Source organism: Streptomyces sp. DSM 116793, from assembly GCF_057320905.1.
This window is the reverse complement of the sequence record NZ_CM170494.1, coordinates 7,814,560-7,841,108: the sequence shown is the minus strand read 5'-3', so window position 1 is coordinate 7,841,108 and position 26,549 is coordinate 7,814,560. Positions and strand designations below refer to the sequence as shown.

19 protein-coding genes and 1 pseudogene are annotated in these 26,549 nt (G+C 74.2%); 10 read left to right on the top strand and 10 right to left on the bottom strand.

Going from position 1 to position 26,549, the window contains the following annotated elements:
* Positions 1-47: 47 nt before the first annotated feature.
* The 7 genes from ACSMXW_RS30810 to ACSMXW_RS30780 all read right to left on the bottom strand — a co-directional run bounded on the left by ACSMXW_RS30810 (position 48) and on the right by ACSMXW_RS30780 (position 8,189).
* Positions 48-953 (bottom strand): arginase family protein, encoded by a 906-nt coding sequence (locus tag ACSMXW_RS30810; protein WP_485801129.1) that lies wholly within the window; start codon positions 951-953, stop codon positions 48-50.
* 72 nt (positions 954-1,025) lie between these two features.
* Positions 1,026-1,568: a GNAT family N-acetyltransferase gene (locus ACSMXW_RS30805; RefSeq protein WP_485801128.1), complete on the bottom strand. Its 543-nt coding sequence runs from the start codon at positions 1,566-1,568 to the stop codon at positions 1,026-1,028.
* A 198-nt stretch (positions 1,569-1,766) separates the two neighbouring features.
* Positions 1,767-2,696, bottom strand: coding sequence for a S66 peptidase family protein (locus ACSMXW_RS30800; RefSeq protein ID WP_485808433.1), 930 nt, complete (start codon positions 2,694-2,696; stop codon positions 1,767-1,769).
* A 275-nt stretch (positions 2,697-2,971) separates the two neighbouring features.
* Positions 2,972-4,969: a prolyl oligopeptidase family serine peptidase gene (locus tag ACSMXW_RS30795; RefSeq protein ID WP_485808431.1), complete on the bottom strand. Its 1,998-nt coding sequence runs from the start codon at positions 4,967-4,969 to the stop codon at positions 2,972-2,974.
* 92 nt (positions 4,970-5,061) lie between these two features.
* Complete coding sequence (locus ACSMXW_RS30790; RefSeq protein ID WP_485801126.1) at positions 5,062-6,504, bottom strand: M20/M25/M40 family metallo-hydrolase; 1,443 nt, start codon at positions 6,502-6,504, stop codon at positions 5,062-5,064.
* Positions 6,497-7,333, bottom strand: a complete 837-nt coding sequence (locus ACSMXW_RS30785) for a M55 family metallopeptidase (RefSeq protein WP_485801125.1) — start codon at positions 7,331-7,333, stop codon at positions 6,497-6,499. Before ACSMXW_RS30785 ends, ACSMXW_RS30790 begins: the two co-directional genes overlap by 8 nt.
* A 412-nt stretch (positions 7,334-7,745) precedes the next feature.
* Positions 7,746-8,189, bottom strand: coding sequence for an SRPBCC family protein (locus tag ACSMXW_RS30780; RefSeq protein ID WP_485801123.1), 444 nt, complete (start codon positions 8,187-8,189; stop codon positions 7,746-7,748).
* A gap of 193 nt (positions 8,190-8,382) precedes the next feature.
* Here ACSMXW_RS30780 and ACSMXW_RS30775 point away from each other — a divergent pair, with 193 nt between their 5' ends.
* Positions 8,383-9,462, top strand: coding sequence for an Rv2578c family radical SAM protein (locus ACSMXW_RS30775; protein WP_485801121.1), 1,080 nt, complete (start codon positions 8,383-8,385; stop codon positions 9,460-9,462).
* Positions 9,463-9,908: 446 nt separating this feature from the next.
* Here ACSMXW_RS30775 and ACSMXW_RS30770 read toward each other — a convergent pair whose 3' ends face one another.
* Positions 9,909-10,478 carry an adenylosuccinate lyase gene (locus ACSMXW_RS30770; RefSeq protein WP_485801119.1) on the bottom strand — a complete coding sequence of 190 codons (570 nt, stop codon included), beginning with the start codon at positions 10,476-10,478 and terminating at the stop codon, positions 9,909-9,911.
* A 583-nt stretch (positions 10,479-11,061) separates the two neighbouring features.
* Between ACSMXW_RS30770 and ACSMXW_RS30765 the strand changes: the two genes are divergently transcribed.
* Both ACSMXW_RS30765 and ACSMXW_RS30760 read left to right on the top strand, forming a co-directional pair.
* Positions 11,062-12,924 carry a 3-hydroxyacyl-CoA dehydrogenase family protein gene (locus ACSMXW_RS30765; protein WP_485801117.1) on the top strand — a complete coding sequence of 621 codons (1,863 nt, stop codon included), beginning with the start codon at positions 11,062-11,064 and terminating at the stop codon, positions 12,922-12,924.
* Positions 12,925-13,084: 160 nt separating this feature from the next.
* Positions 13,085-13,894, top strand: a complete 810-nt coding sequence (locus tag ACSMXW_RS30760) for a TetR family transcriptional regulator (protein WP_485801115.1) — start codon at positions 13,085-13,087, stop codon at positions 13,892-13,894.
* 376 nt (positions 13,895-14,270) lie between these two features.
* Here ACSMXW_RS30760 and ACSMXW_RS30755 read toward each other — a convergent pair whose 3' ends face one another.
* Both ACSMXW_RS30755 and ACSMXW_RS30750 read right to left on the bottom strand, forming a co-directional pair.
* Positions 14,271-15,359, bottom strand: coding sequence for an acyl-CoA dehydrogenase family protein (locus ACSMXW_RS30755; protein ID WP_485801113.1), 1,089 nt, complete (start codon positions 15,357-15,359; stop codon positions 14,271-14,273).
* A gap of 901 nt (positions 15,360-16,260) precedes the next feature.
* Positions 16,261-17,259 (bottom strand): AraC-like ligand-binding domain-containing protein, encoded by a 999-nt coding sequence (locus tag ACSMXW_RS30750; RefSeq protein WP_485801112.1) that lies wholly within the window; start codon positions 17,257-17,259, stop codon positions 16,261-16,263.
* A gap of 795 nt (positions 17,260-18,054) precedes the next feature.
* On the opposite strand from ACSMXW_RS30750, the gene ccrA reads away from it, so the two are divergent.
* From ccrA to pssA, 7 genes and pseudogenes are all read left to right on the top strand, one after another.
* The gene (gene ccrA / locus ACSMXW_RS30745) at positions 18,055-19,425 is read left to right on the top strand and encodes a crotonyl-CoA carboxylase/reductase (protein WP_485801110.1); all 1,371 of its coding nucleotides are present in this window, start codon (positions 18,055-18,057) and stop codon (positions 19,423-19,425) included.
* 8 nt (positions 19,426-19,433) lie between these two features.
* Positions 19,434-21,482 carry a protein meaA gene (locus ACSMXW_RS30740; protein ID WP_485801108.1) on the top strand — a complete coding sequence of 683 codons (2,049 nt, stop codon included), beginning with the start codon at positions 19,434-19,436 and terminating at the stop codon, positions 21,480-21,482.
* Positions 21,479-22,444: an HpcH/HpaI aldolase/citrate lyase family protein gene (locus tag ACSMXW_RS30735; RefSeq protein WP_485801107.1), complete on the top strand. Its 966-nt coding sequence runs from the start codon at positions 21,479-21,481 to the stop codon at positions 22,442-22,444. The genes ACSMXW_RS30740 and ACSMXW_RS30735 overlap by 4 nt, the downstream gene beginning before the upstream one ends.
* Positions 22,445-22,449: 5 nt before the next feature.
* Positions 22,450-22,959: pseudogene (locus ACSMXW_RS30730) on the top strand (MaoC family dehydratase); the annotation flags it as partial.
* Positions 22,960-23,110: 151 nt separating this feature from the next.
* Positions 23,111-24,316 (top strand): acyl-CoA dehydrogenase family protein, encoded by a 1,206-nt coding sequence (locus ACSMXW_RS30725; protein ID WP_485801105.1) that lies wholly within the window; start codon positions 23,111-23,113, stop codon positions 24,314-24,316.
* A gap of 170 nt (positions 24,317-24,486) precedes the next feature.
* Positions 24,487-25,152, top strand: coding sequence for a phosphatidylserine decarboxylase (locus ACSMXW_RS30720; protein WP_485801103.1), 666 nt, complete (start codon positions 24,487-24,489; stop codon positions 25,150-25,152).
* A complete protein-coding gene (gene pssA, locus ACSMXW_RS30715) occupies positions 25,139-25,993 on the top strand; it encodes a CDP-diacylglycerol--serine O-phosphatidyltransferase (protein WP_485801101.1) in 855 nt (284 codons plus the stop codon). The genes ACSMXW_RS30720 and pssA overlap by 14 nt, the downstream gene beginning before the upstream one ends.
* Positions 25,994-26,549 lie beyond the last annotated feature (556 nt).

The following is a 26,549-nucleotide window of genomic DNA, read 5'->3' as shown; positions in this document are numbered from 1 at the left end:
ACCGCCCCCGGCCGGACGCGACCAGGGGCTCTCGGGTGCGCGGCGGGTCAGGACTGCGCGAAGGCGGCGGTGAGCAGGTCCGCGAGGAGCGCCCCGGCGGAGCCGTCCGGGTCGAGGTCGGGGTCGTGGCCGCTGACGGTGAGTCCGGCGCAGCGCGGGGAGTTCACGAGGGGGGCGAGCAGGGCGACGGCCTCGTCGGGCAGCAGCCCGTCGACGTCCGGGCTGGCCACGGCCGGCATCACGGACGGGTCGAGCACGTCGGCGTCGAGGTGCACCCAGAAGCCGTTCAGGATGTCCGCCTCCAGGCTGACGACCGCGGCGCGCACGACGTCGTCGGCGCCCCATTCGCGGACGTCGCCGACGGTGGCGGCGGGGATCTTCAGGGCGGTCAGCTCGGCGTGCTGGGGGTGGTCGCACCGGGCGTCCCGCAGGCCGAGCAGCCGGATGTCCTCGTCGCGCAGGTAGGGCCGCAGGCCCTCGATGTCGGTGAGGTCGCGCTGGCCGCGGCCGGTGGACAGCGCCAGCTCCTCGCCGCTCGCGGCGCCGATCCGGTCGGAGTTGCCCGGGTGCCGGAAGTCCGCGGAGGCGGTCAGGGAGGCCAGGCCGTAGCGGCCGGTGCGGCGCAGCGCGAGCGCGGCGCCGAGCTGGATGGAGCAGTCGCCGCCCAGCACGACGGGGAAGTCCCCGGCGCGCACGTGGTGGGCGATGCGGTCGGCGAGGCGCCGGGTGTAGACGGCGATCGCGGGGGCGTTGAAGACCCCGTCGCCCTCCCGCCACCCGCCGCGGTCGTAGCGGGGCGGCACCACGACACCGCCCTCCAGCGCGTCGAGCCGCGGCAGCAGGCGCTGCTCGCGCAGCGCGCCCGCGAGCTTGTAGCAGCCGGGGACCGTGCCGGGCGCGGGTGGGCGCAGCCCCAGGTTGGACGGCGCGTCCATGACCACGATGTTCCGCATGTCCCCATCGTCCCCGAGGTGCGCGGTCCCCTCAACGGCTGCGGCGCCGGCCGGGCCGGGGGCGCGGCGGGGTCACCTCGGGTCGGGCATCTCGGCGGTGCGGGCCCAGCGTTCGTGGTCCCGCCAGGCGCCGTCGACGTACAGGAACTGCGGCGAGTAGCCCTCCAGGCGGAAGCCCGCACCGCGGGCCAGCGCGATGGAGGCGGTGTTGGCGGACTGGACGTTGATCTCCAGGCGGTGCAGGCCCAGGGTGCCGAAGGCGTGCGCGACGACCAGCCGCAGGCCCTCGCGCATCAGCCCCCGTCCCGCGGCGTGCGCGAAGGCGCCATAGCCCAGGGCGCCGCTCCAGAAGGCGCCTTCGACGACGTTGTTGATGTTGATGAAGCCGGCCAGTGCCCCGTCGTGGGTGCAGACCAGGAAGCCGTGCCGGGTGGGGTCCTCGATGAGCCGGGTGGCGTACGCCTCGAAGGTGTCCGGGGTGCTGGGCGGGAAGAGCCAGGGGTGGTGCAGGGCGGTGCTCTCCCGCGTCCGGGCCGTGAACTCGGGCCCGTCCGCGAGAGTGATCAGCCGTATGCCCACGCGGGGGCCTTCGGCGAGGTAGGAGATCTGCGGCATCCGGTCACAGTACGCCGGGGGCGCAGCGGTCGCTCGGGCGACCGCCGGGCCCCGGCAGGGGCGCGCGGAACTGCCCGACGAGCCACGACGAGACCGTCGGGTCCGGGGGTGCCCCCACGATGGCCCCGCGCCCCTGCGGGGCCGGGGCGCAGCCTCACAAGTGCGCACCCGCGCCCCCGCCGGGGCGCGGGTGCGCCGTCAGACGAGGGCGGGTTCCGTCAGGCGCAGGACGGGCACGGAACCGGGGTCGGCGACGAGTTCCGCGGGCACGCCGAGGGGCATGGTGAGCGCGTCCTCGCAGTGCCCGAAGCCCACGTCGGCCACGACGGGGATCCCCAGCCCACCGAGCCGCTCGGTGAACAGGGCGGCCACCTCCCCGACCGGCCCGCACTCCTCCCAGGAGCCCAGCACCACCGCCGCGACCCCGTCGAACCACCCCGCACGCAGCAGCTGGGTGAGGTACCGGTCCAGCCGGTACGCCTCCTCGCCGACGTCCTCCAGCAGCAGGACACCACCGCGCGCCGACGGCCGGGCGTCCGGCGTCCCGAGGCCCGCGGCGAGCAGCGAGAGGCAGCCGCCGAGGGTGACCCCGGCGGCCCGGCCGGGCACCAGCACCCGTCCGGCCCGGATCACGGCGGTGCGCTCGGGTGTGAACAGGGTGGCCCGCAGATGGTCCTGCGCGCGGGTGCTCTTGACGAAGTCGGCGCCCGCGACCATCGGCCCGTGCAGGGTGGCCAGGCCCATCCGGACGGCGAACGCCTCGTGCAGTGCCGTGATGTCGCTGAAGCCCAGGAACGCCTTGGGGCCGGCGGCCCGCATCGCGTCCCAGTCGAGCAGGTCCGCCATGCGCTGCGCCCCGTAGCCGCCGCGGGCGCACAGCACCGCGTCGATGTCCGGGTCGCACCAGGCCCGCTGGAGGTCGGCCGCACGGTCGGCGTCCGTCCCTGCGAGGTATCCGAAGCCGGGGTGCCGGTCGAGCACATGGGAGCCGACGACCGGCTCCAGGTGCCAGCGGCGGAGGATGTCGAGCCCCGCTTCGAGCCGGTCCGCCGGCACGGGACCGCTGGGCGCGACCACGGCCACCCGGGCACCCGGGCGCAGCCGGCCGGGCCGTGCGAGCGAGCGCAGGGGCGCCGCCTCCCCCGGATCGCCGGCACGCGAGGGTGTGACCGCGGCGGCACCGTCGCGCGGCCGGGGAGACGCGGCACCGGCCCCCGGCACGGGACGGCCTCCCGGCACGGGAGACGCAGCCCCGTCCCCCGACACGGACGGCACGGGAGACGCAGCCCCGTCCCCCGACACGGACGGCACGGGAGACGTAGCCCCGTCCCCCGACGCGGGCGACACGGGGGGCACGGGCCGCACGGGCGGCACGGCACCAGCCTCCGGCACGGGGGCCGCCCTCATCGGGTGAGCTCCAGAACCGGAATGCCGGGCGGCGTCAGCCCGAAGACCTGTGCGTACAGGGACAGCTCCGCCTCCAGCGCACGGATCATGGTGTCCGCGCGCCGGAAGCCGTGGCCCTCGCCCTCGAAGGTGAGGTACGCGTGCGGCAGGTCCCGCCCCTCGAACCGGGCGAGGAACCGCTCGCACTGCGTGGGCGGGCAGATCACGTCGGCGAGGCCCTGGAGCAGCAGGAAGGGGGCGGTGAACCGGTCGGCGTGCTCGGACGGCGAGCGCTCCCGGTACCGCTCGGGCACCTCGGCGAGCGGTCCGACCAGCGACTCCAGGTACTGCGACTCGAAGTCGTGGGTCTCGCCGGTGCCCCAGCCGGTGAGGTCGAGGATCGGGTAGAGGATGGTGCCGCAGGCGAACACGTCGGTGCCGGCGAGCGAGGCCGCCGTGGTCCAGCCGCCCGCGCTGCCGCCCCGGATGGCGAGCCGGTCCGGGTCCGCGGTGCCCTCGGCGGCCAGCGCGGCGGCCACCGCGGCGCAGTCCTCGACGTCCACGATGCCCCACTGCTCGCGCAGTCGGTTGCGGTAGGCGCGGCCGTACCCGGCGGAACCGCCGTAGTTGACCTCGACGACCCCGATGCCGCGGGAGGTGAAGTAGGCGATCTCCAGGTCGAGGACGAGCGGGGCGCGGCCGGTGGGGCCGCCGTGCGCCCACACCACGTACGGCGGCAGTTCGCCGTCGGGCCCGGTGAGCTCGGGGTGGTGCGGCGGGTAGAGCTGGGCGTGGACCTCCCGCCCGCCGGGGCCCTCGAAGGTGCGGACCTGCGGTTCGGGGTAGTACGCGGGGTCGACCGCGTCCCGGTGCGGGAAGCCGGTCACGGCGGTCTCCCCGGTGACGGTGTCGACCTCGACGACCTCGTGGCCGCGCCGTGGCCCGGCGGCGACGCCGACGACGTGGGCGCCGTGCACGGCGAGGGTGGCCGCCCACTCGCTCCAGGGTCCTGCGACATCGGTGACCTTGCCGCTCACGGGGTCGAGCACGCCGAGGGCGAGCGAGCCGCGGCCGTGCAGGACGGCGATCCGGCCGTCGGGGAGCGGCGCGAACCAGCGCAGGCCGATCTGCCAGAGCGGTCCGGCGAACTCCTCGTCGCGCCGGCAGAGCGGGACTGCCGCGGCCGTCCCGGACGGGTCGGCGGTCTCCGCCCGGTAGAGGTTCCACCAGCCGGTGCGGTCGCTGGCGAACAGCAGCCGGCCCGTGTGGTCCCACTCGATCTGCGGGATGGACTCCTCCGTCCCGCCCGCGATCTCGGCCGGGGCGGCGAGGGTGCCGTCGGCGCGGACCTCGGCGAGCAGTACCCGGGTACCGTCCCACGGCATCTGCGGGTGGTCCCAGGCCAGCCAGGCCGCCCGGCCGCCGTCCGGTGACAGGCGGGCGCCGGTGACGAACCGGTGCCGGTCGTCGGTCAGCTCCCGTACGGCGCCGCGGTCCTCGGCGGCGGAGCCGTCCAGCGGCACGGCGGCGAGCACGCGCCGTACGTCGGTGGGGCCCTCGCCGGTGAACTCCTCCAGCACGCACCAGACCTCGCCGCGGTCGGCGTGCACGGTGGGGTCGACCCAGCGCAGCCCGGCGCCGACCGGCGAGAGCGGGGTCAGCGGGCGGGGCCGGGCGTCGGGCGCGTCGGGCTCGAAGGCGTACAGGCGCTGGTCGGCGAAGTCCGCGAAGACCAGCAGCGGCCCCGCTCCGCCGGTCCGTGCGACGCCGGCCCAGGGCCGTCCGCCGTACTCGATGACACGGCTGCGTACGTTCCACGGCGCCGGCAGCACGGAGACGGCCTGCTCGCCGGGCCGGCGCCGCATCAGGGCCCGCCGGCCGCCCTCGGTGGGCCGCGGCTCGGTCCACCACGCCTCGTCCCCGATGAACCCGACGTACTCGGGGCGCCCGTCGTGCGCGGCGGCGAGCCGCGCATCGATCGGGGACGGCCACGATCCGTACGGCTGAGCTGGCATCATCTCCCCATTTCCCGGTCGCCCGGCGTCTTCCGGATGCCCGTGTGTGGTGTGTCCCGCGGGAGCGGTGTGGGTGCGGGGTGCGCCGGCCGTCATGCCGTGCGCAGGAAGCGGTCGAGGACGCGGACGCCGAAGTGCAGCGCCTCGACCGGCACCCGCTCGTCGACGCCGTGGAACAGCGTGTCGTACTCGAAGCCCTCGGGGAGCTTCAGCGGTGCGTAGCCGTAGCCGGTGATGCCGAGCCGGGAGAACTGCTTGGCGTCGGTGCCGCCGGCCATGCTGAACGGCACCACATGGGCCTCGGGCGCGAACTCCTCGACGGCGGTGCGCATCCGGGCGAACGTGGGCGAGTCGACGGGGGCCTGGAGGGCGATCTCGTGGTGCAGGAACTCCCAGTCCACGTCGGGTCCCGTGAGCCGGTCGAGGGTGCTGCGGAACTCCTCCTCGCCGCCCGGCAGATAGCGCCCGTCGACATGGGCGACGGCCTCGCCGGGGATGACGTTGACCTTGTACCCGGCGTCCAGCATGGTCGGGTTGGCGCTGTTGCGGATAATCGGGGCGACAAGCCGCCCGGCCCGGCCGAGCCGGGTGATCAGTGCGTCGATCTCGGCGTCGGAGCCGTCCAGGTCGGCCTCGGTGCCGTACAGCGCGGCGAGTTCGGTGAGCGCGGCGCGCACGGTCGGGGTGAGCCGGACGGGCCACTCGTACTCGCCGATGCGGGTGATCGCGGCGGCGAGCCGGGTGACGGCGTTGTCGCCGTTGACGCGGGAGCCGTGTCCGGCGCGGCCGCGGGCGGTCAGCTTCAGCCAGGCGGTGCCGCGCTCGCCGGCGGCGATGGGGTAGATCTGCCGGCCGTGGCCGTCGTGCAGGGTGTAGGCGCCGGACTCGCTGATGCCCTCCGTGCAGCCCTCGAAGAGCACGGCGTGCCGGTCGGCGAGGAAGCCGGAGCCGTCCTCGGCGCTGGCCTCCTCGTCGGCGGTGAAGGCGATCACGATGTCCCTGCGGGGCCGGACGCCCGCGCGGGCCCAGTGGCGGACCACGGCGAGGATCATCGCGTCCATGTTCTTCATGTCGATGGCGCCGCGGCCCCAGACCACACCGTCGGCGACCTCGCCGGAGAACGGATGGACACGCCAGTCCTCGGCCCGCGCGGGCACCACGTCCAGGTGCCCGTGGACCAGCAGGGCGGGGGCGCCGGGGTCGGAGCCGGGGATGCGGGCGACCACGTTGGTGCGCCCCGGGGTGCGCTCCAGCAGCGTGGGGGTGAGGCCGGCGTCGGCGAGCAGTTCGGCGGCGTACTCGGCGGCGGGCCGCTCCTTGCAGGAGCCGCCGCCGTAGTTGGAGGTGTCGATGCGGATCAGCTCGGAGGTGAAGCGCACCACCTCGTCGAGCGCCCGTTCGTCGACGCCGGCGTCCGGCGCGCCGGACGCGGGCGCGGGGCCCGAGCCGTTCACCGACGGGCGCCGGGCCGCCGCGGCCGCCGTGGACGCCGCGGACTCGTCGGGGCCCGGTGCCGTCCCGGACTGCTCAGCCATACTGCTCCTCCACGGCGGCGGAGGCGATCGTGGTGACCGCCTTGAAGGTACGGATGCCCTCGTACATGGTCTCGCTGGTGTACTCGACGGTGCGTTCACCGGTCCTGGTGACGCCGGGCACGACGGTTGCCGCCATCGACAGGTGCTCCGCGTCGAACTCCACCCGCACGGTGTGCGGCCCGGTGCCCCGGGCGGGCTCGTACCGGGTCGCGAGCACCGTCGCCTGTTCGGCGGCCGCCCTGATGTCGGCGGCGGTGCGGGCCGGGGTGCGGCACACCGCCGCGTACCGCGAGACATGGTCCTTGACGGCGACCTTCAGCGCCTCGGGGGCGTAGCCGAGGGCGTCCTCGCAGGTGAGGTCGTCGCCGGTGACCAGCACCACGGGGATGCCGTACTCGGCGACCACGGCGGCGTTCAGCAGGCCCTCGCTGGCCCGCCGGCCGTTCAGCCAGACGCCGGTGATGGAGTTGGCGAGGTAGGTGTGCGCGAGGACGCCCTCCATGCCGGCGCCCGTGTGGTAGCCGACGAACGCGATGCCGTCGACGTCGCCGTGCTGCACCCCCTCCACCATGGACAGGGACTTGTGCCGGCCGGTGAGCATCCGGGCGCGCTCGTCCAGGTTCTCCAGGAGGAGGTTGCGCATCGTCCAGTGGGCCTCGTTGATGAGCACCTCGTCGGCCCCGCCGTCCAGGAAGCCCAGCACGGCGGCGTTGACGTCCGAGGTGAACATCGCGCGGCAGCGCTCCCACTGCGGCGTGCCGGGCAGCACGTCGGCGGGCCATGTCACGCCCGTCGCGCCCTCCATGTCGGCGCTGATGACGATCTTCACTCGCTCTCCGTTCTCCCCAGGTCAGAGCCGACGTCAGCCAACAGCTTCTGGCCTGTGCGGCGCAAGTGGTCAGGCCGTACGAGTGGGGCGGCGGCCGCCTGCCGGTGGGGCGCCCCGGAACGGGACGGGCGCGGGGCTGTGTCCTGGGGGTGCCTCCCACGCCCTTGAGGCAGTGGGAGGCTCCGCCGCGTGGCCGCGACCAGCCGTGCCGAGACCCGCAGATCGCCACCGCGCCAGGGGGCCGCCCCTGCCACCGCCAGGCCATCGGCTGATGCACGGGATCGAGACCGCAAGGGGCTCGGTCACGGGATCGAGACCGCAAGGGGCTCGGTGCATCGGCCCGCCGCAGGCGCATCGTGGCCGATCGCGAGTTCCCCGGGCCCCGGCACGGGGCCCCGGCCGGGGGCCGCCGTCAGGCTTCCAGGCGGCGGGCCAGGTTCTCCAGGACGGATCCGTAGATCCGTCCGAGCCCCTTGGGCGCGAACGTCTTCTCGAAGAAGCCGCCGATGCCGCCCGCACCGTTCCAGACCGTGGTGGCGACCACCCGTGCCCTGCCCTCCCCGGCGGGGGTGACCCGCCAGGTGGTGACCATCGAGGAGTTCCGGTCCCGCTCGACCAGCTCACCGTCGGTGGGCTCGGTCACCTCCATCAGGCAGTCCCGCACGCGCTTGCTGGTGGCCTGCAGCTTCCAGTGCACGAGGGTGCCCTCGCCGTCGCCGCCCTCGCGCACCTCGTACTCGCTGAAGTGCTCGGTCAGGAGCGACCCCCGCGTGCCGCTGTAGTCGGCCAGCGCGTCGAAGACGTCGTCCGGCTGAGCCGCGATGATCCGTTCGGTGACGGCCTCGACCTGCGCCATGACACTTCCTCCCTCGTTCCCACATGGTCGTGGCCCAGCCAATCACCCCGGGGCGCGCCCGCCCAAATCAGTGCCCGCGGCACGCCGCTGCGGGTCGCGGGGGCGCGCCTCCGGGAGCCGACGCGCACGATCAAGGGAACATCTGTTCTATTGTGTGTCGCGTGCTGCTGCCGAGCGCCGTCGAGGAGGCGTCATGCGCTGGGAGAACCTCACAGAGAAGCCCACCACCGGCCAGGACTCCGGGCCGCCTCGGGACGCCGCGCTGTTCGGCACGGACGCCGTGACCACCCGCACCTTCGACACGCCGGAGTTCCGCGGCGTCACGTTCCACGAGGTCCGCGCCAAGACCGTCGTCAACCGCGTGCCGGGCGCCTCGCGGATGCCCTTCGAGTGGACCGTCAACCCGTACCGGGGCTGTACGCACGCCTGCGTGTACTGCTTCGCGCGCAAGACGCACAGCTACCTCGATCTGGACACCGGGCACGGCTTCGACTCGCAGATCGTGGTGAAGGTCAACGCACCCGAGGTGCTCCGCCGCCAGCTCGCGTCGCCGCGCTGGCGGGGCGAGCACATAGCGATGGGCACCAATGTCGACTGCTACCAGCGTGCCGAGGGCCGCTACCAGCTGATGCCGGGCATCATCGCGGCGCTGCGCGACCACGCCAACCCGTTCTCCATCCTGACCAAGGGCACGCTGATCCTGCGCGACCTGGACCTGCTGGTCGAGGCGGCGGAGGTCACCGACGTGGGGCTCTCGGTGTCGGTGGGCTTCGTCGACCAGGAGCTGTGGCACACCGTGGAGCCCGGCACGCCCGCCCCGCAGCGGCGTCTGGAGGTGGTACGGACGCTGACGGACCGGGGCCTGGGCTGCGGGGTGCTGATGGCGCCGGTGCTGCCGTTCCTGAGCGACCACCCGGACCGGCTGCGCGCCACGGTCCGCGCGATCGCCGCGGCCGGCGCGACCTCGGTGACGCCGCTGGTGCTGCACCTGCGTCCGGGGGCGCGTGAGTGGTACATGGCATGGCTGGGACAGCACCATCCGCACCTGGTGCGGCGCTACGAGCGGCTGTACGCGGCCGGGGCCTACGCGCCCAAGTGGTACCAGCGCAGGGTGACCCGGGAGGTGCACGAGCTGGCCCGCGAGTTCGGGATCGGGCCGTCCCGGCGGGGCGGCCCGCGCCGGATCCGCGGGCCTGAGCCCGAGCCGGAGCACGAGCGGGCCCTGCCCGAACAGGAGCGGCCCGCGGGCCACACCCAGCTCACCATCATGTGACGCGCACACGGATCCGCTCCCCCGCTTCCGGGGGCGGCCCGGAACGGCGCGGGGCTGTGACGTTGCGCGGCTCCGCCGCGTGCGGTGGGGGACGGCCAAAAGGAGCCGCCTCCGCGGTGACCGCAGCCCCACCCGGGCGGCGGCCGGGGGCCGGGACCGCAGGGGGCTCGGCGAACGGCCCGCCACAGGCACGCCGGGGCCGCCCGCACAGTCCCCGCACGCCGGCCGGGGCGACCCGGCCGGGAGGGCGCCGGGGGCGTCGGCCCGGCCTGTTCACGACGCGCCGGGCCGCCCGGGCGCCCGCCACCACGCCGCGCGTCGCGCCGTTGGCCCAGGTACGCACAGGTGCGCGAGTCGAAGGGGAACTCCCGGCGGCCCTGCCCCCCGAGGGAATCCGCTTCGGGGACGTCGCCGACGGCCGCCCCGGCGGGAGCCGGCCGTGGGGGCTACGCGGACAGACGGGCCAGGGCGGCCTCCGCGGCAGCGGCAAGGCGGGGGTGGGCGGCAGCGTCGGTGAGGACGGGGCGGGCGCGCCGGTCGCCGAGCGCGCCGAGGCCCTCCACGCAGGCCAGGGCCACCTTCCCGTACGGGTCGTGGGGCGTGAGCCGGCGCCGGAGCGTGGTGATGAGGGCGGGCACGGCCTCCGGCGCCCGCAACTCGGTGAGCAACCGCACAGGATGCAGCGCGTAGGCGACCCGGAGCTCATTGGTGGCGAGGGCCGCCGCGGCGCGGGCGGTGCGCGGGTCGCCCAGCCGGGCCAGGGCGCGCGCAGCGGACGCGCAGCGCGCGGGATCGCGGTGGTTGAGCAGCAGCACCAGCGTCTCGAACGCGCGCCGGTCGCGCGCACTGCCCAGCCGGAAGGCGGCCAACTCCCTGGCCCACAGCGGCTGCCCCGCGGCGGTCAGCACCACGGCCAGCTCGTCCGGGTCCGCCGTCGACGCCAGCCGCTCGAACTCGGGCGCCCCGCCCGACTCGCGCCGTAAGCGATCCGTGAGCGCTCGCAACTCTTCGTCCATGACCTCCGAGCGTAGCCGGGACGCAGATCACAGGGACAGACCGTGGGAAGTCCCGGAAGACCCCTGGCGCGCTCGTTACTCGCAAGTTAAGCTCATACGAGCGGGGACACCCTCCCCGCCCTCGCTCCGGGCGGTTTGGTGACGCGGCCGCCCCGAGCGCCGGTCGGTTCGGTACACCGGCTCCGGCGCCGCCCCGGCGGTGGCGGGAGCGCGGACCCGGCGGGGCGCCCCGGCGCGCCGCCGGCACGGCAGGTCCCGGGACAGGATCCGCCGGCCCCCTCATCCCTGCCGGTACGCCGGCGTGCACGGCAGCACGTGTGCGTGCGCGTGGGCGCGATCACGGGCGTGTGCGCCACCCCGCGTGTGCGACGTACCGCACTCCCGCGCGTGCGCAACACCGCACTCCCCCACACCGCGTGTGCGCGGCGCCGTGGGCGGCCGTGCGTGTGTGCGCCCGCGGGCACCGCGGAGTGCGTGTGCGCGCCGGTGCGTGTGTGCCCGCGGGCGCCCCACGGGAGCGGCGCTCCCGCGCGGCCCGCACCGCCGGGAGCGCCGGCACCGGCCTTCGCATCCTGGAGCCCCGATGACCTCTCCCCTGTCCCGCCCCGCCCCGGCCGGCACACCCCGGCCGCACCCCGGCACCCCCTCGCCGAAGACTCCCCCCGGCGGCACCGAGCTGCGCCGCGTCGCCGTCGTCGGGCTCGGCACCATGGGCACCGGCATCGCCGAACTGCTGGCCCGCGCCGGGCGCGAGGTGATCGGTGTCGACGTCAGCGAGGCGGCCGCGGCCCGCGCCGGCGCCGCGCTGGACGCCGCCACCGCGCGCGCCGTGCGCCGCGGCCGGCTGAGCGAGGCGGAGCGGCGCGACGCGCTGGCCCGCTTCCGCACCTTCACCGACCTCGGCGCCGCGGCGGACGCGGACCTGGTGATCGAGGTGACTTGGGAGTCGTACGAGACCAAACAGCAGGTCATCCGGGAGCTGGACGGGATCGTGCGGCCCGGGGCGATCATCGCCACCGGCACCGACGCGCTCTCCGTGACGCGGCTCGCCGCCGGCTCCGGGCGGCCGGAGCGCGTCCTCGGCCTGCACTTCTTCCACCCGGCACCGGCGATGCGGCTGGTGGAGGTGGTCTCCTCGGTGCTCACGTCCCCGGCCGCCGTCTCGGCCGTCACCGATCTGGCGCTCGACCTGGGCAAGGAGCCGGTGGCCGTGGGCGACCGGCCCGGATTCGTCGCCGACGGGCTGCTGTTCGGCTATCTCAACCAGGCCGCCGCGATGTACGAGGCGAAGTACGCCGCGCGCGAGGACATCGACACAGCCATGCGGCTCGGCTGCGGACTGCCGATGGGCCCGCTCGCGCTGCTCGACCTCGTCGGCATCGACACCGCCTGCACCGTTCTGGAGGCCCTGTACGCCGAGTCGGGCGACCGGCTGCACTCCCCCGCGCCGCTGCTGCGGCAGCTCGCCGAGGCGGGCCTGACCGGGCGCAAGGCGGGCCGCGGCTTCTACACCTACCGTGCGGCCGGCAGCGCCGAGACGGTGCCGGACGCGCTCACGCCGGCCGCGGGAGCGCGCACCGGCGACGGGCGCCCGGTGCGCTCGGTGGGGGTGGTGGGCTCGGGGACGATGGCGGCCGGCATCGCGGAGGTGTGTGCCGCCGGCGGCCTGCCGGTGGTGCTGGCCGCGCGGGACCCGGCGCGGGCGGAGGCGGCCAGGGCCCGGATCGGCAGGTCGCTGTCCCGCTCCGTCGCCCGGGGCAGGCGCACCGCGGCCGCCGCGGCGGCGGCACTCGACCTGATCACGCCGGTGAGCGGCTACGCGGCCCTCGCCGACGTCGATCTGGCGGTGGAGGCGGTCGTGGAGGACCTGACGGCCAAACGGGAGGTGTTCGCGGCCCTCGACCGGGTCTGCCGGCCGGGCGCGGTGCTCGCCACCACCACGTCCGCGCTGCCCGTCATCGCCTGCGCCCGCGCCACGGGACGCCCGCAGGACGTGGTCGGCCTGCACTTCTTCAACCCGGCACCGGCCATGCGGCTGGTGGAGGTGGTACGCACGGTGCTCACCGGCGACGCGGCGCACGCCACCGCGCACGCGGTCTGCGGCCGGCTCGGCAAGCACCCGGTGGACTGCGGCGACCGCGCCGGGTTCATCGTCAACGCCCTGCTGTTCCCGTACCTGAACAACGCGGTGAAGATGGTCCAGGACCACTACGCGTCCCCCGACGACATCGACGCCGCGATGCGGCTGGGCGGCGGCTACCCGATGGGGCCCTTCGAGTTGCTGGACGTCGTCGGGCTCGACGTGTCGCTCGCCATCGAGCGGGTGCTGCACCGCGCGTTCCGGGAGCCGTCCCTCGCCCCCGCCCCGCTGCTCGAACACCTGGTGGCCGCGGGCTGCCTCGGCCGCAAGACGGGCCGCGGCTTCCGCGAGCACGCCGTGCGCTGAGCGGACCGGGGCCCCGGGGCGGGGCAGCGGGGACGTGCCGCTCCCGGTGCACGGGCGGCCGCCGCGCACCGCGGGGCGGACCCTCGGATTCCAGCCCGCGTCCGCCGGGGCGGGGCCGGTGCCTGCGCATCCGCCCGAGGACATGCAGTACGTTCGGGGCATGTCCCAGCCCGCCAAGTCCTCCCGGCCGCACCCCTCCTCCGACCTTCCCGGACGCACCGCGGGCTCCCGCGCCGCCGCCCAACGGCTGAAAATGCGCCGCGAACTGGCCGCCGCCGCCATGGAGCTGTTCGCCACCAAGGGGTACGAGGCGACGACGGTCGACGAGATCGCGGCCGCGGCCGGGGTGGCGCGCCGCACCTTCTTCCGGCACTTCCGCTCCAAGGAGGAGGCGATCTTCCCGGACCACGACGACACGCTGGTGCGGGCGGAGGCGGTGCTGAACGCCGCGCCCCCGCACGAGCACCCGCTCGACACGGTCTGCCGCGGGATCAAGGAAGTGATGAAGATGTACGCGGCGCGCCCGGAGATCTCCGTCGCGCGCTACCGCCTCACCCGTGAGGTGCCCACCCTCCGGGAGGCCGAGATCGCCTCCGTGGCCCGCTACGAGCGGCTGTTCACCCGCTATCTGCTGGGTCACTTCGACGAGCACGCCCACCACGACACCACCAACGACGACCCGCTGCTCGCCGAGGTCGCCGCGTCGGCGGTGGTCACCGCCCACAACCACGTCCTGCGCCGCTGGCTGCGGGCCGACGGCAAGGGCGACGTGGAGGAGCAGCTCGACCACGCCTTCGCGATCGTCCGCAGGACCTTCGGCACCGGCATCGGCGCGGGCCGCACGCAGGACACCAGGCCGCCCGCCGCGGCGACCGCGTCCGGCGACGTCCTGGTGACGGTGGCCCGCACCGACGCCCCGCTCGACGAGATCATGCGCACCATCGAAGGGGCCCTGCGGGAGCGGACCTGACGGAGCCGGTTGCGGGGGCTGACCGAGCCCTGCGGCGGCCGGCGCGCCAGGCAGCGGGGAAGGGCGCCCGACGAGCTGTACCGCGGCCCGGCGGGCCGCTCGCGCAGCTCCGTGCGCTCCTTCTCGGGTGGGCCCTTACGGCAGGGCGGGCCCCGGCTCGGGCAAGGGGCCGGGGCTTCTTCGGTGTACGACTCCGCCGTGGCGCGATCGGCCACGACGGGACCATCAGGTCCGGGGTACCCCCACGCCCTTCAGGCAGCGGGGGACGTCCCGACGGGGCCGTCCCTGTCGTCTCCGGGCCACCGGGCGGTGGCGGGTCGCGCGCCCGGTTTCCCACGCCCCTCGGCAGGCCGGGGTCGCGCCGGGGCCGCCGCGGTCAGGAAGGCCCCGCCAGGGCGGCGAGCTGGGCCGCCCGCACCTGCGTCGTCTGCCCCTGGACGAGCAGGAACAGCCCCTCGCGGGCGAGCCGTTGGGCCTGGCTGTCCAGGCTCATGGCGCGGCCGCCGCCCGCCACGACCGCCGCGGCTGTGGCGGCAAGCAGCACATCGTGTGCCTCCGTCCTGAGTACCAGGCGCTCCTCGACACCGCCGTCGGACCCCGGGCGGTCGGCGAGGGCGTACACGGCGCGCCGCACGTCGTCCAGCCGGGCGCGCAGTGCCCGCGCCGTCCGGGCCGCGCCCCGGTCGCCGGACTCCGCCAGGACACCGAGGGCCGCGCGTGCGACGCCGAAGACGGCCGGCGAGGCGTTGGCTGCCCTCGTGCGGTCCGCGACCGCCCACTCCTCGTACGGCATCCGCAGGGCGATCGCCTCCTCGGGCAGCCACAGTCCTGCCAGGTCCAGGGCGACCGTGCGGGACGCGCCGAGCGCCGCGAGCCGCAGCGGGGCCGAGGGCCGCAGCCCCGGCTGGGCGCGGGCCTCGGCGAAGCCGAACAGCACCTCGCCGGTCCCGGTCAGGGCGCCCAGCAGGAACACGTCGTTCAGGCCCCACCCGGTGTACCAGGGCACCCGGCCGTCGAACCGCCACCCGCCGCGCTCCGGGGTGGCCCGCACCACGCGGCGGGGAAAGGCCCGCAGGTACGAGTAGGCCACCCCGGACAGCAGCGCGCCCGTCGCCAGCGGTCGCAGCAGCCGCTCCCGCACCGGCCGGTCGGCGGCGGCCAGCGTGGCCACCGGCGTGTGGTGCTGGGTCTGCACGAACCACGTCGAGCAACAGGCACCGGCGAGGATCTCGGCCGTCTCGCGCGCCACGGCGGGCGATGCCGCGGCACCTCCGTAGGCCACGGGAGCGTTCAGCCCGAGCAGCCCCGACCGCTTGACGGCGTCGATGTGGCTCACCGGCACGCCCTCCTGGTCGACCCGCTCGGCCGCCGGCGCGAGCACCTCGGCCGCGAGGCGCCGGGCCCGCTCGACGAGGACGTGGCCCTCGACCCCGTCCGGCCCCACCCCGGCCGCCTCCGGACCCACCCCGGCCGCCTCGGGACTCGCCCCCGGCCCACCGGACGCGCCTCCGTCCCGTCCGGACACGCAGCTGCCCCGCCCGGGCTCCCCGGCCCCGCCCGGTCTCGTGCCGGCCGCGTCCGACTTCGGCCCCGCTCCCTTTGAGTGCGTCCCCGCTCCGTCCGGGCTCGTCTCCGCTTCCTCCGGGCTCGTCTCCCCTCCGTCCCTGTTCATGGGGCGCCCCCTGCGGTACGGGCCGGACCTCCGCGTTCCGCCGGCGGGCGGCCCTGGCGCGCCGGTGCGTGGGTGACAGGAGTGGACACCCGTCCATCATGCCCGCGCGGCACCGGGCCGGGAGGCGGGCCGGGTGCCGAGCCGGGTGCCGAGCCGGTGATCGGGTGCCGGTGAGTGCGGTACCGACGCCGGGGCGGTTCCTCCGGACGGTACCCGGGAAGGCGTCCGGCACCGGGGAGCGGTCGCGGGGCCGCTCTCACCCCCGGCCGACCCGGTCGCCGTGACCGCGGCGCGGTGGGGCCGCACACCGCGGACGTTCGTGCCCTGCGCCGAGGACCGGGCCTGCCGCCCGCCGTGCAGGACCCGGCGATCGCGGAGCCCGAGCGGGCCCTGCCCGGCAGCCCGTTCGCCGTGCGCACGCTCTCCGGCGGCCACAACCCGTGCGCCGCCCGGCCAAGGAGCCGGCCGGGGCCCTGGTCGGGTGAGCGGTCGAGCGTGCCGGGGCGGCCGCCCGGCCGGTCACCGCGCCCCTGGCCGGGGGGTTTCTGATGGATCTCCGTGGGAGAAGGGGCGGCTCCCCCACTGCCTCAAAGGGTTGGCAGGCGCCCCCAGTGCGTGCTCTGGGGGCGCCCCCACGCGAGCGCAGCCGAGCGTGCCGGGCGTCGCGACGCCACGGAGATCCGTCAGCAACCCCCTAAGCCGCCGCGGTCTGCTCCGACGGCACCGGGCGCAGCACGGGACGCGGGACGCGGCGGCGGTGTTCCTGGGGGCTGGTCCCGTAGGCGGCGCGGTAGGAGCGGGTGAAGTCGGCGTGGCTCTTGAAGCCCCAGCGGGCCGCGATGGCGTGGATCGGGGTGGCGGCCAGGGCCGGGTCCACGAGGTCGCGGTGGGCGCGTTCCAGGCGCCTGCGGCGGATCAGCGCCGCGACGGTGGTGCCCTCGGCCCTGAAGAGACGGTGCAGGTAGCTGAGGGAGATGTGGTGGGCGGCGGCGATCGCGGGCGGGGCAAGCTCCGGGTCGTGCAGATGGCGCTCGATGAAGGCCAGGATGCGCAGGGTCAGGTCCCGGGTGCGGGCCTCGGGCGCCCGGTGGCCCTCGGCGTCGAGCTGGTGGGCGAGGGCCGCGCAGAACAGGTCGACCACGACCCGCTCCAGGCGGGGCCCGTCGGAGGTCAGGTAGGGGCCGCCCGAGGCGATCTGCGTGAGCACGCCCGCGAGCAGCGCGCCGACGCCCTCGCGGGCGGGCATCCGGCGGGTCAGCAGCCGCTCGACACCGCCGGGCGGCAGCGGCACCCGGTTCCTGGGCACGGACAGGCCCACTCCGGCCAGGTCCCGGGTGCGGGAGTAGAACGGGCGCGAGCTGTCGACGAGGAACATCTCGTGCGCGGTGTGCCGGGCCCGGCGGCCGTTCTGGGCGACGTCGACGGTGCCCTGCAACGGCAGGGTGAGGTGGTACAGCTCCGGGTCGGCCTGGCGGATCAGCCGCGGCGTCCGCAGGAAGCACACCGGCGGCACGGCCACCGACCACACCCGCGCCTCGCCGATCTCCAGCAGCCGCAGCTCGGCCCGGAAGCCGCCGGCCCGCTCGGTCACGAGGTCCTGTGGGAACAGGCACCTCCCCAGGCAGGCGCGGAAGCCCTCCAAGCGGTGCTCCGCCGGTAAGTCGACGGTCCGGAAGACAGTTTCTCTCAGCACGTCTCGCCACGCTCCCCCGAGTGCCTGCGGCGGCCGGCACCGGCGCCGGCCGACGGGTCCCAGTGCAGCAGCCCCGGATAAACGGTCGCTGAATGCGCGTCAGGGGACGGCCCCGTGGGCCACGTCGTCGGCGGTCGGCCCGGGGGTCTCGGGCCGAGCCCGGTCGGGGCGTCTCGGGCCGAGCCCGGTCGAGGTGTCTCGGGCCGGCCCCGGGCGGGGCATCCCGGGCCGAGCCCGGTCGGGGTGTCTCGGGCCGGTGACGACCCGCCGGTCTCGTCGCGGCTGATCGCGCGGTTCCCCCGCGCCCCTTCAAGACGGGGCTGCGCCCCGATACGGGCGCGGGACGGTGTCCTGGGGGCACCTCCCACGCCCTTCAGGCAGGGGCACGGGGGGCTGCGTCTGTCTCGCCCGCCCCACCGGGCGGAGCGACAGACGAGACAGATTTTTGGCACGCGGTGCCTTGTCTTCTGGCACTCCGTGCCATACGTTGGGGGTGTCCGGGCGGCCGGCACACGGGAGTTCCCGTGGACCGGGATGTCCCCGCGGGCCGTCGGCCCGCGCGTCCGGACGCCTGCGTCACAGGCATCTCAAGAGCGGCACCCGGCCACCACCACACGGCCACCGCCGCCTTCACCGAACCGACGGCACACCGCACGGGGCACACCCCATCACCCCACCCCGAGAGGGCAGCACCACCTCGCCCCAGCAGTCCCTTCGACCCGACGGCGTCCCCGCGACGCCGCCCGGCCACGGCCGCGCGCCGGAGCCGGGAGATCCCCCGCCGGAGGCACCACCGTGAAGGAAATCCTGGACGCGATCCAAGCGCAGTCGGCGCGGCCCACCGCGCCGCACGGCACCGCCACCGTCACGGCCGCGGACTTCGCGGCCCTGCCCCTGCCCGAGGCCTACCGGGCGGTGACCGTGCACAAGGACGAGACGGAGATGTTCGAGGGGCTCGCCACCCACGAGAAGGACCCCCGCAAGTCGCTGCACCTCGACGAGGTGCCCGTGCCGGAGCTGGGCCCCGGCGAGGCCCTGGTCGCCGTCATGGCGTCCTCGGTGAACTACAACTCGGTGTGGACCTCGCTCTTCGAGCCGCTGCCGACATTCGCCTTCCTGGAGCGCTACGGCCGCCTCGGCGAGCTGGCCCGGCGGCACGACCTGCCGTACCACGTCATCGGCTCCGACCTCGCCGGCGTGGTGCTGCGCACCGGGGCGGGCGTCACCGCCTGGCGGCCCGGGGACGAGGTCGTGGCGCACTGCCTCTCCGTGGAACTGGAGTCCTCGGACGGCCACAACGACACCATGCTCGACCCGGAGCAGCGGATCTGGGGCTTCGAGACCAACTTCGGCGGCCTGGCCGAGCTGGCCCTCGTCAAGTCCAACCAGCTGATGCCCAAGCCGGACCACCTGACCTGGGAGGAGGCGGCCGCGCCCGGACTGGTGAACTCCACCGCCTACCGGCAGCTGGTGTCGCGCAACGGCGCCGGGATGAAGCAGGGCGACAACGTCCTCATCTGGGGCGCGAGCGGCGGGCTCGGCTCGTATGCGACACAGTTCGCGCTGGCCGGCGGCGCCACGCCGATCTGCGTGGTGAGCAGCTCGCGGAAGGCGGAGATCTGCCGGGCCATGGGCGCGGAGGCGATCATCGACAGGAGTGCGGAGGGCTACGCCTTCTGGGCGGACGAGGACCGCCAGGACCCGCGCGAGTGGAAACGCTTCGGCAAGCGGATACGGGAGCTGACGGGCGGTGAGGACGTCGACATCGTCTTCGAGCACCCGGGCCGGGAGACGTTCGGGGCCTCCGTCTACGTGACCCGCAAGGGCGGCACCATCGTCACCTGCGCCTCCACCTCGGGCTACCGGCACGAGTACGACAACCGCTACCTGTGGATGTCGCTGAAGCGGATCATCGGCTCCCACTTCGCGAACTACCGGGAGGCCTGGGAGGCCAACCGGCTGATCGCCAAGGGCCGGATCCACCCCACGCTGTCGCGGGTGTACCCGCTGGCGGAGACCGGACAGGCCGCCCACGACGTGCACGCCAACGTCCACCAGGGCAAGGTCGGCGTCCTCGCGCTCGCGCCCCGGGAGGGCCTGGGCGTGCGCGATCCGGAGCTGCGGGAGCGCCACATCGACGCCATCAACCGCTTCCGCACCGTCTGAGGGGCGCCATGACCGACCGTCCTACCGCACGCCGCAAGGACCGGCCCTGGCTGATGCGGACCTATGGGGGGCACTCCAGCGCCGAGGCGTCCAACGCCCTGTACCGGCGGGGCCTCGCGGCCGGCCAGACGGGCCTGTCGGTGGCGTTTGACCTGCCGACACAGACCGGTTACGACCCCGACCACCCGCTGGCCCGCGGCGAGGTCGGCCGGGTGGGTGTGCCCGTCTGCCACCTGGGCGACATGCGCAGGCTCTTCGAGGGCATCCCGCTGGAGCGGATGAACACCTCGATGACCATCAACGCCACCGCCATGTGGCTGCTCGCCCTCTACCAGGTGGTCGCCGAGGAGCAGGGCCTCGACGAGGGAGGCATCGCCCGGCTCACCGGCACCACGCAGAACGACATCGTCAAGGAGTACCTGTCCCGCGGCACCCACGTCTTCCCGCCGGGCCCGTCCCTGCGGCTCACGACGGACCTGATCGCGTACACGGTGCACCACATGCCGAAGTGGAACCCGGTCAACATATGCAGTTACCACCTCCAGGAGGCCGGGGCCACGCCCGTCCAGGAGATCGCGTACGCGCTGTCCACCGCGATCACCGTGCTGGACGCGGTGTTCGCGTCGGGGCAGATCCCCGAGGAGCGGCGCGGTGACGTGGTCGGCCGGGTCTCGTTCTTCGTCAACGCGGGGGTGCGGTTCGTCGAGGAGATGTGCAAGATGCGCGCCTTCGGCCGCCTGTGGGACCGCATCACCCGCGAGCGCTACGGCATCGAGGACCCCCGGCAGCGCCGCTTCCGGTACGGCGTGCAGGTCAACTCCCTCGGCCTGACGGAGGCCCAGCCGGAGAACAACGTCCAGCGGATCGTGCTGGAGATGCTGGCGGTGACCCTCTCGAAGGACGCACGCGCGCGTGCCGTGCAACTGCCCGCCTGGAACGAGGCCCTGGGCCTGCCGCGGCCGTGGGACCAGCAGTGGTCGCTGCGCATCCAGCAGGTGCTGGCCCACGAGAGCGACCTACTGGAGTACGACGACATCTTCAGCGGCTCGCACGTCGTGGAGGCCGAGGTGGCCACCCTGGAGGAGCGTGCGCTCGCCGGGATCCGCCGGATCGAGGACATGGGCGGGGTGCTGGCGGCCGTCGAGTCGGGCCGTCTGAAGGCGGAACTGGTGGCCTCGCACGCGGCGCGCAGGGCCCGTGTCGAGTCCGGCGAGGAGAAGGTCGTCGGCGTCAACTGCTACGAGAGCACCGAGCCCAGCCCGCTGACGGCCGACCCCGGCACGGCCGTGCAGCAGGTGGACCCGGCCGTGGCGGCCCGGGCGGTGGCGGCGCTTCAACAGTGGCGCGCCACCCGCTACCAGCCGCTGTTCAACCACCCGCGGCCCAGCAGGGCGCTGGAGCGACTCAAAGAGGCCGCGGCCGGCACGGAGAACCTGATGGAGGCCACCCTGGAGTGCGCCCGCTCCGGCGTGACGACGGGCGAGTGGGCGGGCGCGCTGCGGGAGGTGTTCGGCGAGTACCGGGCACCCACGGGCGTGACGTCGGCGCCGGCCGCGGTCACCGCCGGGGACGGCGGGCGGCTGGCGGCGGTGCGTGCCGCGGTGGAGCGCACGGCCGCCGATCTCGGCTGCGGCCGGCTGCGGCTGCTGGTCGGCAAGCCCGGCCTCGACGGGCACTCCAACGGCGCCGAGCAGATCGCGGTGCGCGCCAGGGACGCCGGGTTCGAGGTGGTGTACCAGGGCATCCGGCTGACGCCCGAGGAGATCGTGGCGGCCGCGCTCGCCGAGGACGTGCACTGCGTGGGCCTGTCGATCCTGTCCGGCGCGCACACCGAACTGGTGCCCGACGTGCTGCGGCGGCTGCGCGCGGCGGGCGCGGTGGACCTCCCGGTCATCGTCGGCGGGATCATCCCGGACGGCGACGCGCGGGCGCTGCGGCGCGCGGGTGTGGCCGCCGTCTTCACCCCGAAGGACTTCGGTATCACGGAGATCGTCGGCCGTATCGTCGACGAGATCCGGCAAGCCAGCAAGCTCGACCCCATGGAGGTCCCCGCATGACCGGCCCAGTCAACCGTCTGCGCCCGCGCCGCTCCTGCCTGGCGGTGCCGGGCTCCAATCCGCGGTTCCTGGAGAAGGCCCAGTCGCTCCCCGCGGACCAGGTCTTCCTGGACCTGGAGGACGCCTGCGCGCCACTCGCCAAGCCCGAGGCCCGGCACACCATCGTCAAGTTTCTCAACGAGGGCGACTGGACGGGCAAGACACGGGTGGTGCGGGTCAACGACTGGACGACCGAGTGGACGTACCGCGACGTCATCACGGTCGTCGAGGGTGCGGGCGTCAACATTGACTGCATCATGCTGCCGAAGGTCCAGGACGCCCGGCAGGTGGTGGCGCTGGACCTGCTGCTGACGCAGGTCGAGAAGGCGACGGGCCTGGAGGTCGGCAGGATCGGCATCGAGGCGCAGATCGAGAACGCCCGCGGTCTTGTCAATGTTGACGACATTGCGGCCGCGTCGCCCCGTCTTGAGACGATCGTGTTCGGGCCCGCCGACTTCATGGCGTCGATCAACATGAAGTCGCTGGTGGTGGGCGAGCAGCCGCCCGGGTATCCCGCCGACGCGTACCACTACATCCTGATGCGGATCCTGATGGCCGCCCGCGCCCATGACCTCCAGGCCATCGACGGGCCCTACCTCCAGATCAGGAACGTCGACGGCTTCCGTACGGTCGCCGAGCGGGCCGCGGCGCTGGGCTTCGACGGCAAGTGGGTGCTTCACCCGGGCCAGGTGGCGGCCGCCAACGAGGTGTTCTCGCCGTCCCAGGAGGACTACGACCACGCCGAGCTGATCCTGGACGCCTACGAGTACCACACGTCGGAGGCCGGCGGCGCCAAGGGCTCCGCGATGCTCGGCGACGAGATGATCGACGAGGCCAGCCGCAAGATGGCGCTGGTGATCGCCGGCAAGGGGCGGGCCGCGGGGCTGAGCCGTACCAGTTCCTTCGAGCCCCCGAAGGCGTGAGGCGCATGCAGTTCGGACGCACGTTCGAGGAGTTCGAGGTCGGCGCCGTCTACCGGCACTGGCCCGGCAAGACGGTCACCGAGTACGACGACCACCTCTTCTGCCTGCTGACGATGAACCACCACCCGCTGCACCTGGACGCCCACTACGCCGGGCAGGCCACGGACTTCGGCAGGAACGTCGTGGTGGGCAACTACGTCTACTCGCTGCTGCTCGGCATGTCGGTGCCCGATGTGTCGGGCAAGGCCATCGCCAACCTGGAGGTGGAGTCGCTGCGGCACGTGGCGCCCACGTTCCACGGCGACACCATCTACGGCGAGACGACGGTCCTGGACAAGATCCCGTCCAGGTCGCGGCCGGACCGGGGCATCGTGCAGGTGGAGACCCGGGGCCACAAGCAGGACGGCACGCTGGTGTGCGTCTTCCGCCGCAAGGTGATGGTGCCCACCGAGGCGTACGTCCGGGAGCGCGGCGGCGAGCAGCCCGGCCGCCCGCTGCCGGAGCCCCGGGAGCGCCCCGAGGGCTCACCGAGCCGGGAGAACGGGGAGACGCCGGGGAGCCCGGCGCGCCCGCAGAGCCCGCGGAGGCCGCGCAGCCCGCAGGGTCCGCACGGCCAGGAGCGTCCGCACAGCCAGGAGAGCCAGGAGAGCCAGGAGAGGTGACGCCATGAGCCGACTCGCCCGAACCCACGGGCTCACCGACGTCCAGCGGGAGATCCTCTCGACGGTCCGCGACTTCGTCGACAAAGAGATCCTGCCGGTCGCCACCGAACTGGAGCACCGCGACGAGTACCCGCAGGCGATCGTGGACGGCCTCAAGGAGCTGGGACTCTTCGGGCTGATGATCCCGGAGGAGTACGGGGGCCTGGGCGAGTCGCTGCTGACCTACGCCCTGTGCGTGGAGGAGATAGCCCGCGGCTGGATGTCGGTGTCCGGCATCATCAACACCCACTTCATCGTCGCCCACCTCCTCCGGCGGCACGGCACCGAGGAGCAGCGGGCGCACTTCCTGCCGCGGATGGCGACCGGCGAGGTGCGGGGCGCGTTCTCGATGTCGGAGCCCGGGCTCGGCTCGGATGTGGCGGCCATCACCTCGAAGGGGGTGCGGGACGGCGACGACTACCTGCTCACCGGCCAGAAGATGTGGCTGACCAACGGCGCCACGTCCACGCTGGTGGCCGTGCTCTGCCGCACCGACGAGGGCCGCCCGGAGGGCGATGCGCCGCACCGCTCGCTGACCACGTTCCTGGTGGAGAAGGAGTCCGGCTTCGGCGAGGTACGCCCGGGCCTCACCATCCCCGGGAAGATCGAGAAGATGGGCTACAAGGGCGTCGACACCACCGAGCTGGTCATGGACGGGCTGCGCGTCCCGGCCGACCGGGTGCTCGGCGGCGCCACCGGCCGAGGTTTTTACCAGATGATGGACGGCGTGGAGGTCGGCCGCGTCAACGTCGCGGCGCGTGGCTGCGGGGTCGCCCAGCGTGCCTTCGAGCTGGGCATCGGCTATGCCCAGCAGCGGCACGCCTTCGGCCGGCCGATCGCCCGCCACCAGGCCATTCAGTTCAAGCTGGCGGAGATGGCTACCAAGGTCGAGGCCGCGCATGCCATGATGGTGAACGCAGCGCGCAAAAAGGACTCCGGGGAGCGAAACGACCTTGAGGCAGGGATGGCGAAGTACCTCGCCTCCGAATACTGCAAAGAGGTGGTGGAAGACGCCTTCCGGATCCACGGCGGCTACGGCTTCTCGAAGGAGTACGAGATCGAGCGTCTCTACCGGGAGGCCCCGATGCTGCTGATCGGCGAAGGTACCGCTGAAATCCAGAAAATGATCATCGGGCGGCGGCTCCTCGAGGAGTACCGGTACCAGGGATAGATTCCGGGCTCCGGGCGGATTTCCTGGGGGAGAACGTCACTCGCGGTCAGCATGTACCAGCCACCGACTCGGCTTGCTCGCTTGCCGAGTTGCGGCCCGCAACCGATACGATCGCCGGAAAGCCGCCGTCCCCCTTTCCTGCGCGGCATCATCCGCTACGAAGGTCATCCATGCCCCACAGCCAAACCTCTGCACCACGCGACAGCCTCCTCAAAGGACGACTCGCGCGCGGAGCATCGCCGTGGCTTCTGCCGACCGTCGCCACCGCAGCCCTGAGCGTGGCCCGCGCCCTGCGCGCCCCCCGGTCACGGACCGCGACCGCCCTCGCCGTGCCCACCACCGCGCTCGCGGCGGGCATGCTGTGGTTCTTCCGCGACCCCGAGCGCACGATCAGCACGGGCCGGGTGATCTCGCCCGCCGACGGTGTGGTGCAGAGCATCATGCCGTGGCACGACGGACGCACCCGCGTCGCGATCTTCATGAGCCCGCTCAATGTGCATGTCAACCGTGCGCCGCTGGCCGGCACCGTCACCTCCGTGGAGCACGTTCCGGGTGGTTTCATCCCGGCGTTCAACAAGGAGAGCGAGAACAACGAACGCGTCGTCTGGCACTTCGACACCGAGCTGGGTGACATCGAGGTGGTGCAGATCGCCGGCACCGTGGCGCGGCGGATCGTGCCCTATCTCACTCGGGGCAGCAAGGTCGAGCAGGGTGAGCGGATCGGACTCATCCGCTTCGGTTCCCGTGTCGACACCTACCTCCCCCGGGGTGTCGAGGTCGCGGTCGAGGTCGGTCAGAAGACCGTGGCTGGGGTGACGCGCCTTGACCGTGATTGATCCGGAGACGCAGACCGGCTGGGTGCCGGAGCCCGACGCCGAGGACGACGGCGAGGAGATGCCGCTGTCGCTGCGCCTTTCGATAGCGGACACCCTGACGCTGGGCAACGCGACGTGCGGGTTCATGGCGGTGTACTTCACCACCACCGGCATCCTCATCCCGCACCTCACGGGCAGCGCCGAGTCGGGCATGGCCCGGCACTCCGCGGCCACCGCCGTGATCCTGATGCTCTGCGCGGCCGTCTTCGACCTCTGCGACGGGCTGGTGGCGCGCAAGCTGCGCAGTTCGCCGATGGGCGCGGAGCTGGACAACCTCTCCGACCTGATCAGCTTCGGGCTCGCGCCCGCGTACTTCGTCCTCGTCTACGGGATGGTCGCGGACGACGCCCATCAGCGGGTGGCGGCGGTGGGGGCGGTCGTGGTGCTGCTCGCGGTGGTGCTGCGGCTGGCCAGATTCTCGTGCGTGACGCTGAAGGACGGCATGTTCCAGGGCATGCCGAGCCCGTTCGGTGCGCTGACGGTCGTCTCGATCGTGCTGCTTGAACTGCCGTTCGTCGCCACGCTGCTGGCGATCACCGGGACGGCGTGGCTGATGGTGAGCAGGGTGGAGTACCCGAAGCCGCGGGGGCGGCTGGCTGCGGCGATGTTCTCCTGGATCGTGCTGAGCATCGGGCTGCTGGCGGCGTGGGCCTTCGACGCGCCCGGTGGGCAGCTGCTGCTGCAGACCGGGTGCTCGCTTCAGCTGGTGCTGGGCGCGGTGATTCCGCTCTTCGCCACGGCGCGGCGGGTGAACAACTTCCGCGACAACCGTCGCGAGGCCCGGGCGGCACAGCTCCCCTAGCCCCTACGGTCCCCGCACCCCGTGGGCCCGGTGCCTCCCTTCCCGGAGGCCCGGGCCCGCGGTGCGCGGGGCTCTTTTTTGCGCGGTTCCCCGCGCCCCTGTCAGGGGTGGTCTCCCCCGTCTCCCGCCTGCGGCCCGTCCCGGCTTGTTCGCGCAGTTCCCCGCGCCCCTTCCACGGGGTGGTATCCCCGTCTCCCACCCGCAGCCCCTCCCGGGTCGCTCGCGCAGTTCCCCGCGCCCCTTCCGGGGCGCCCGCCGATGAGGGGCGCGGGGAACTGCGCGAACGGGCCCCACCGGACCGACAGCCGGCAACGAGACCGCACGAGGGCCGAAGGGCCGCCGGGAAGGGGCGCGGGGAACTGCGCGAACAGCCCCCACCGGACCGACAGCCGGCAACGAGACCCCAAGGGGCCCGGCGAGTCCCGATCAGGGGCGCGGGGAACCGCGCGAACAGCCCCCACCGGACCGACAGCCGGCAACGAGACCGCACGAGGGCCGAAGGGCCGCCGGGAAGGGGCGCGGGGAGCGCGCAGAAACGGGCGGTCGGACCCGCGGC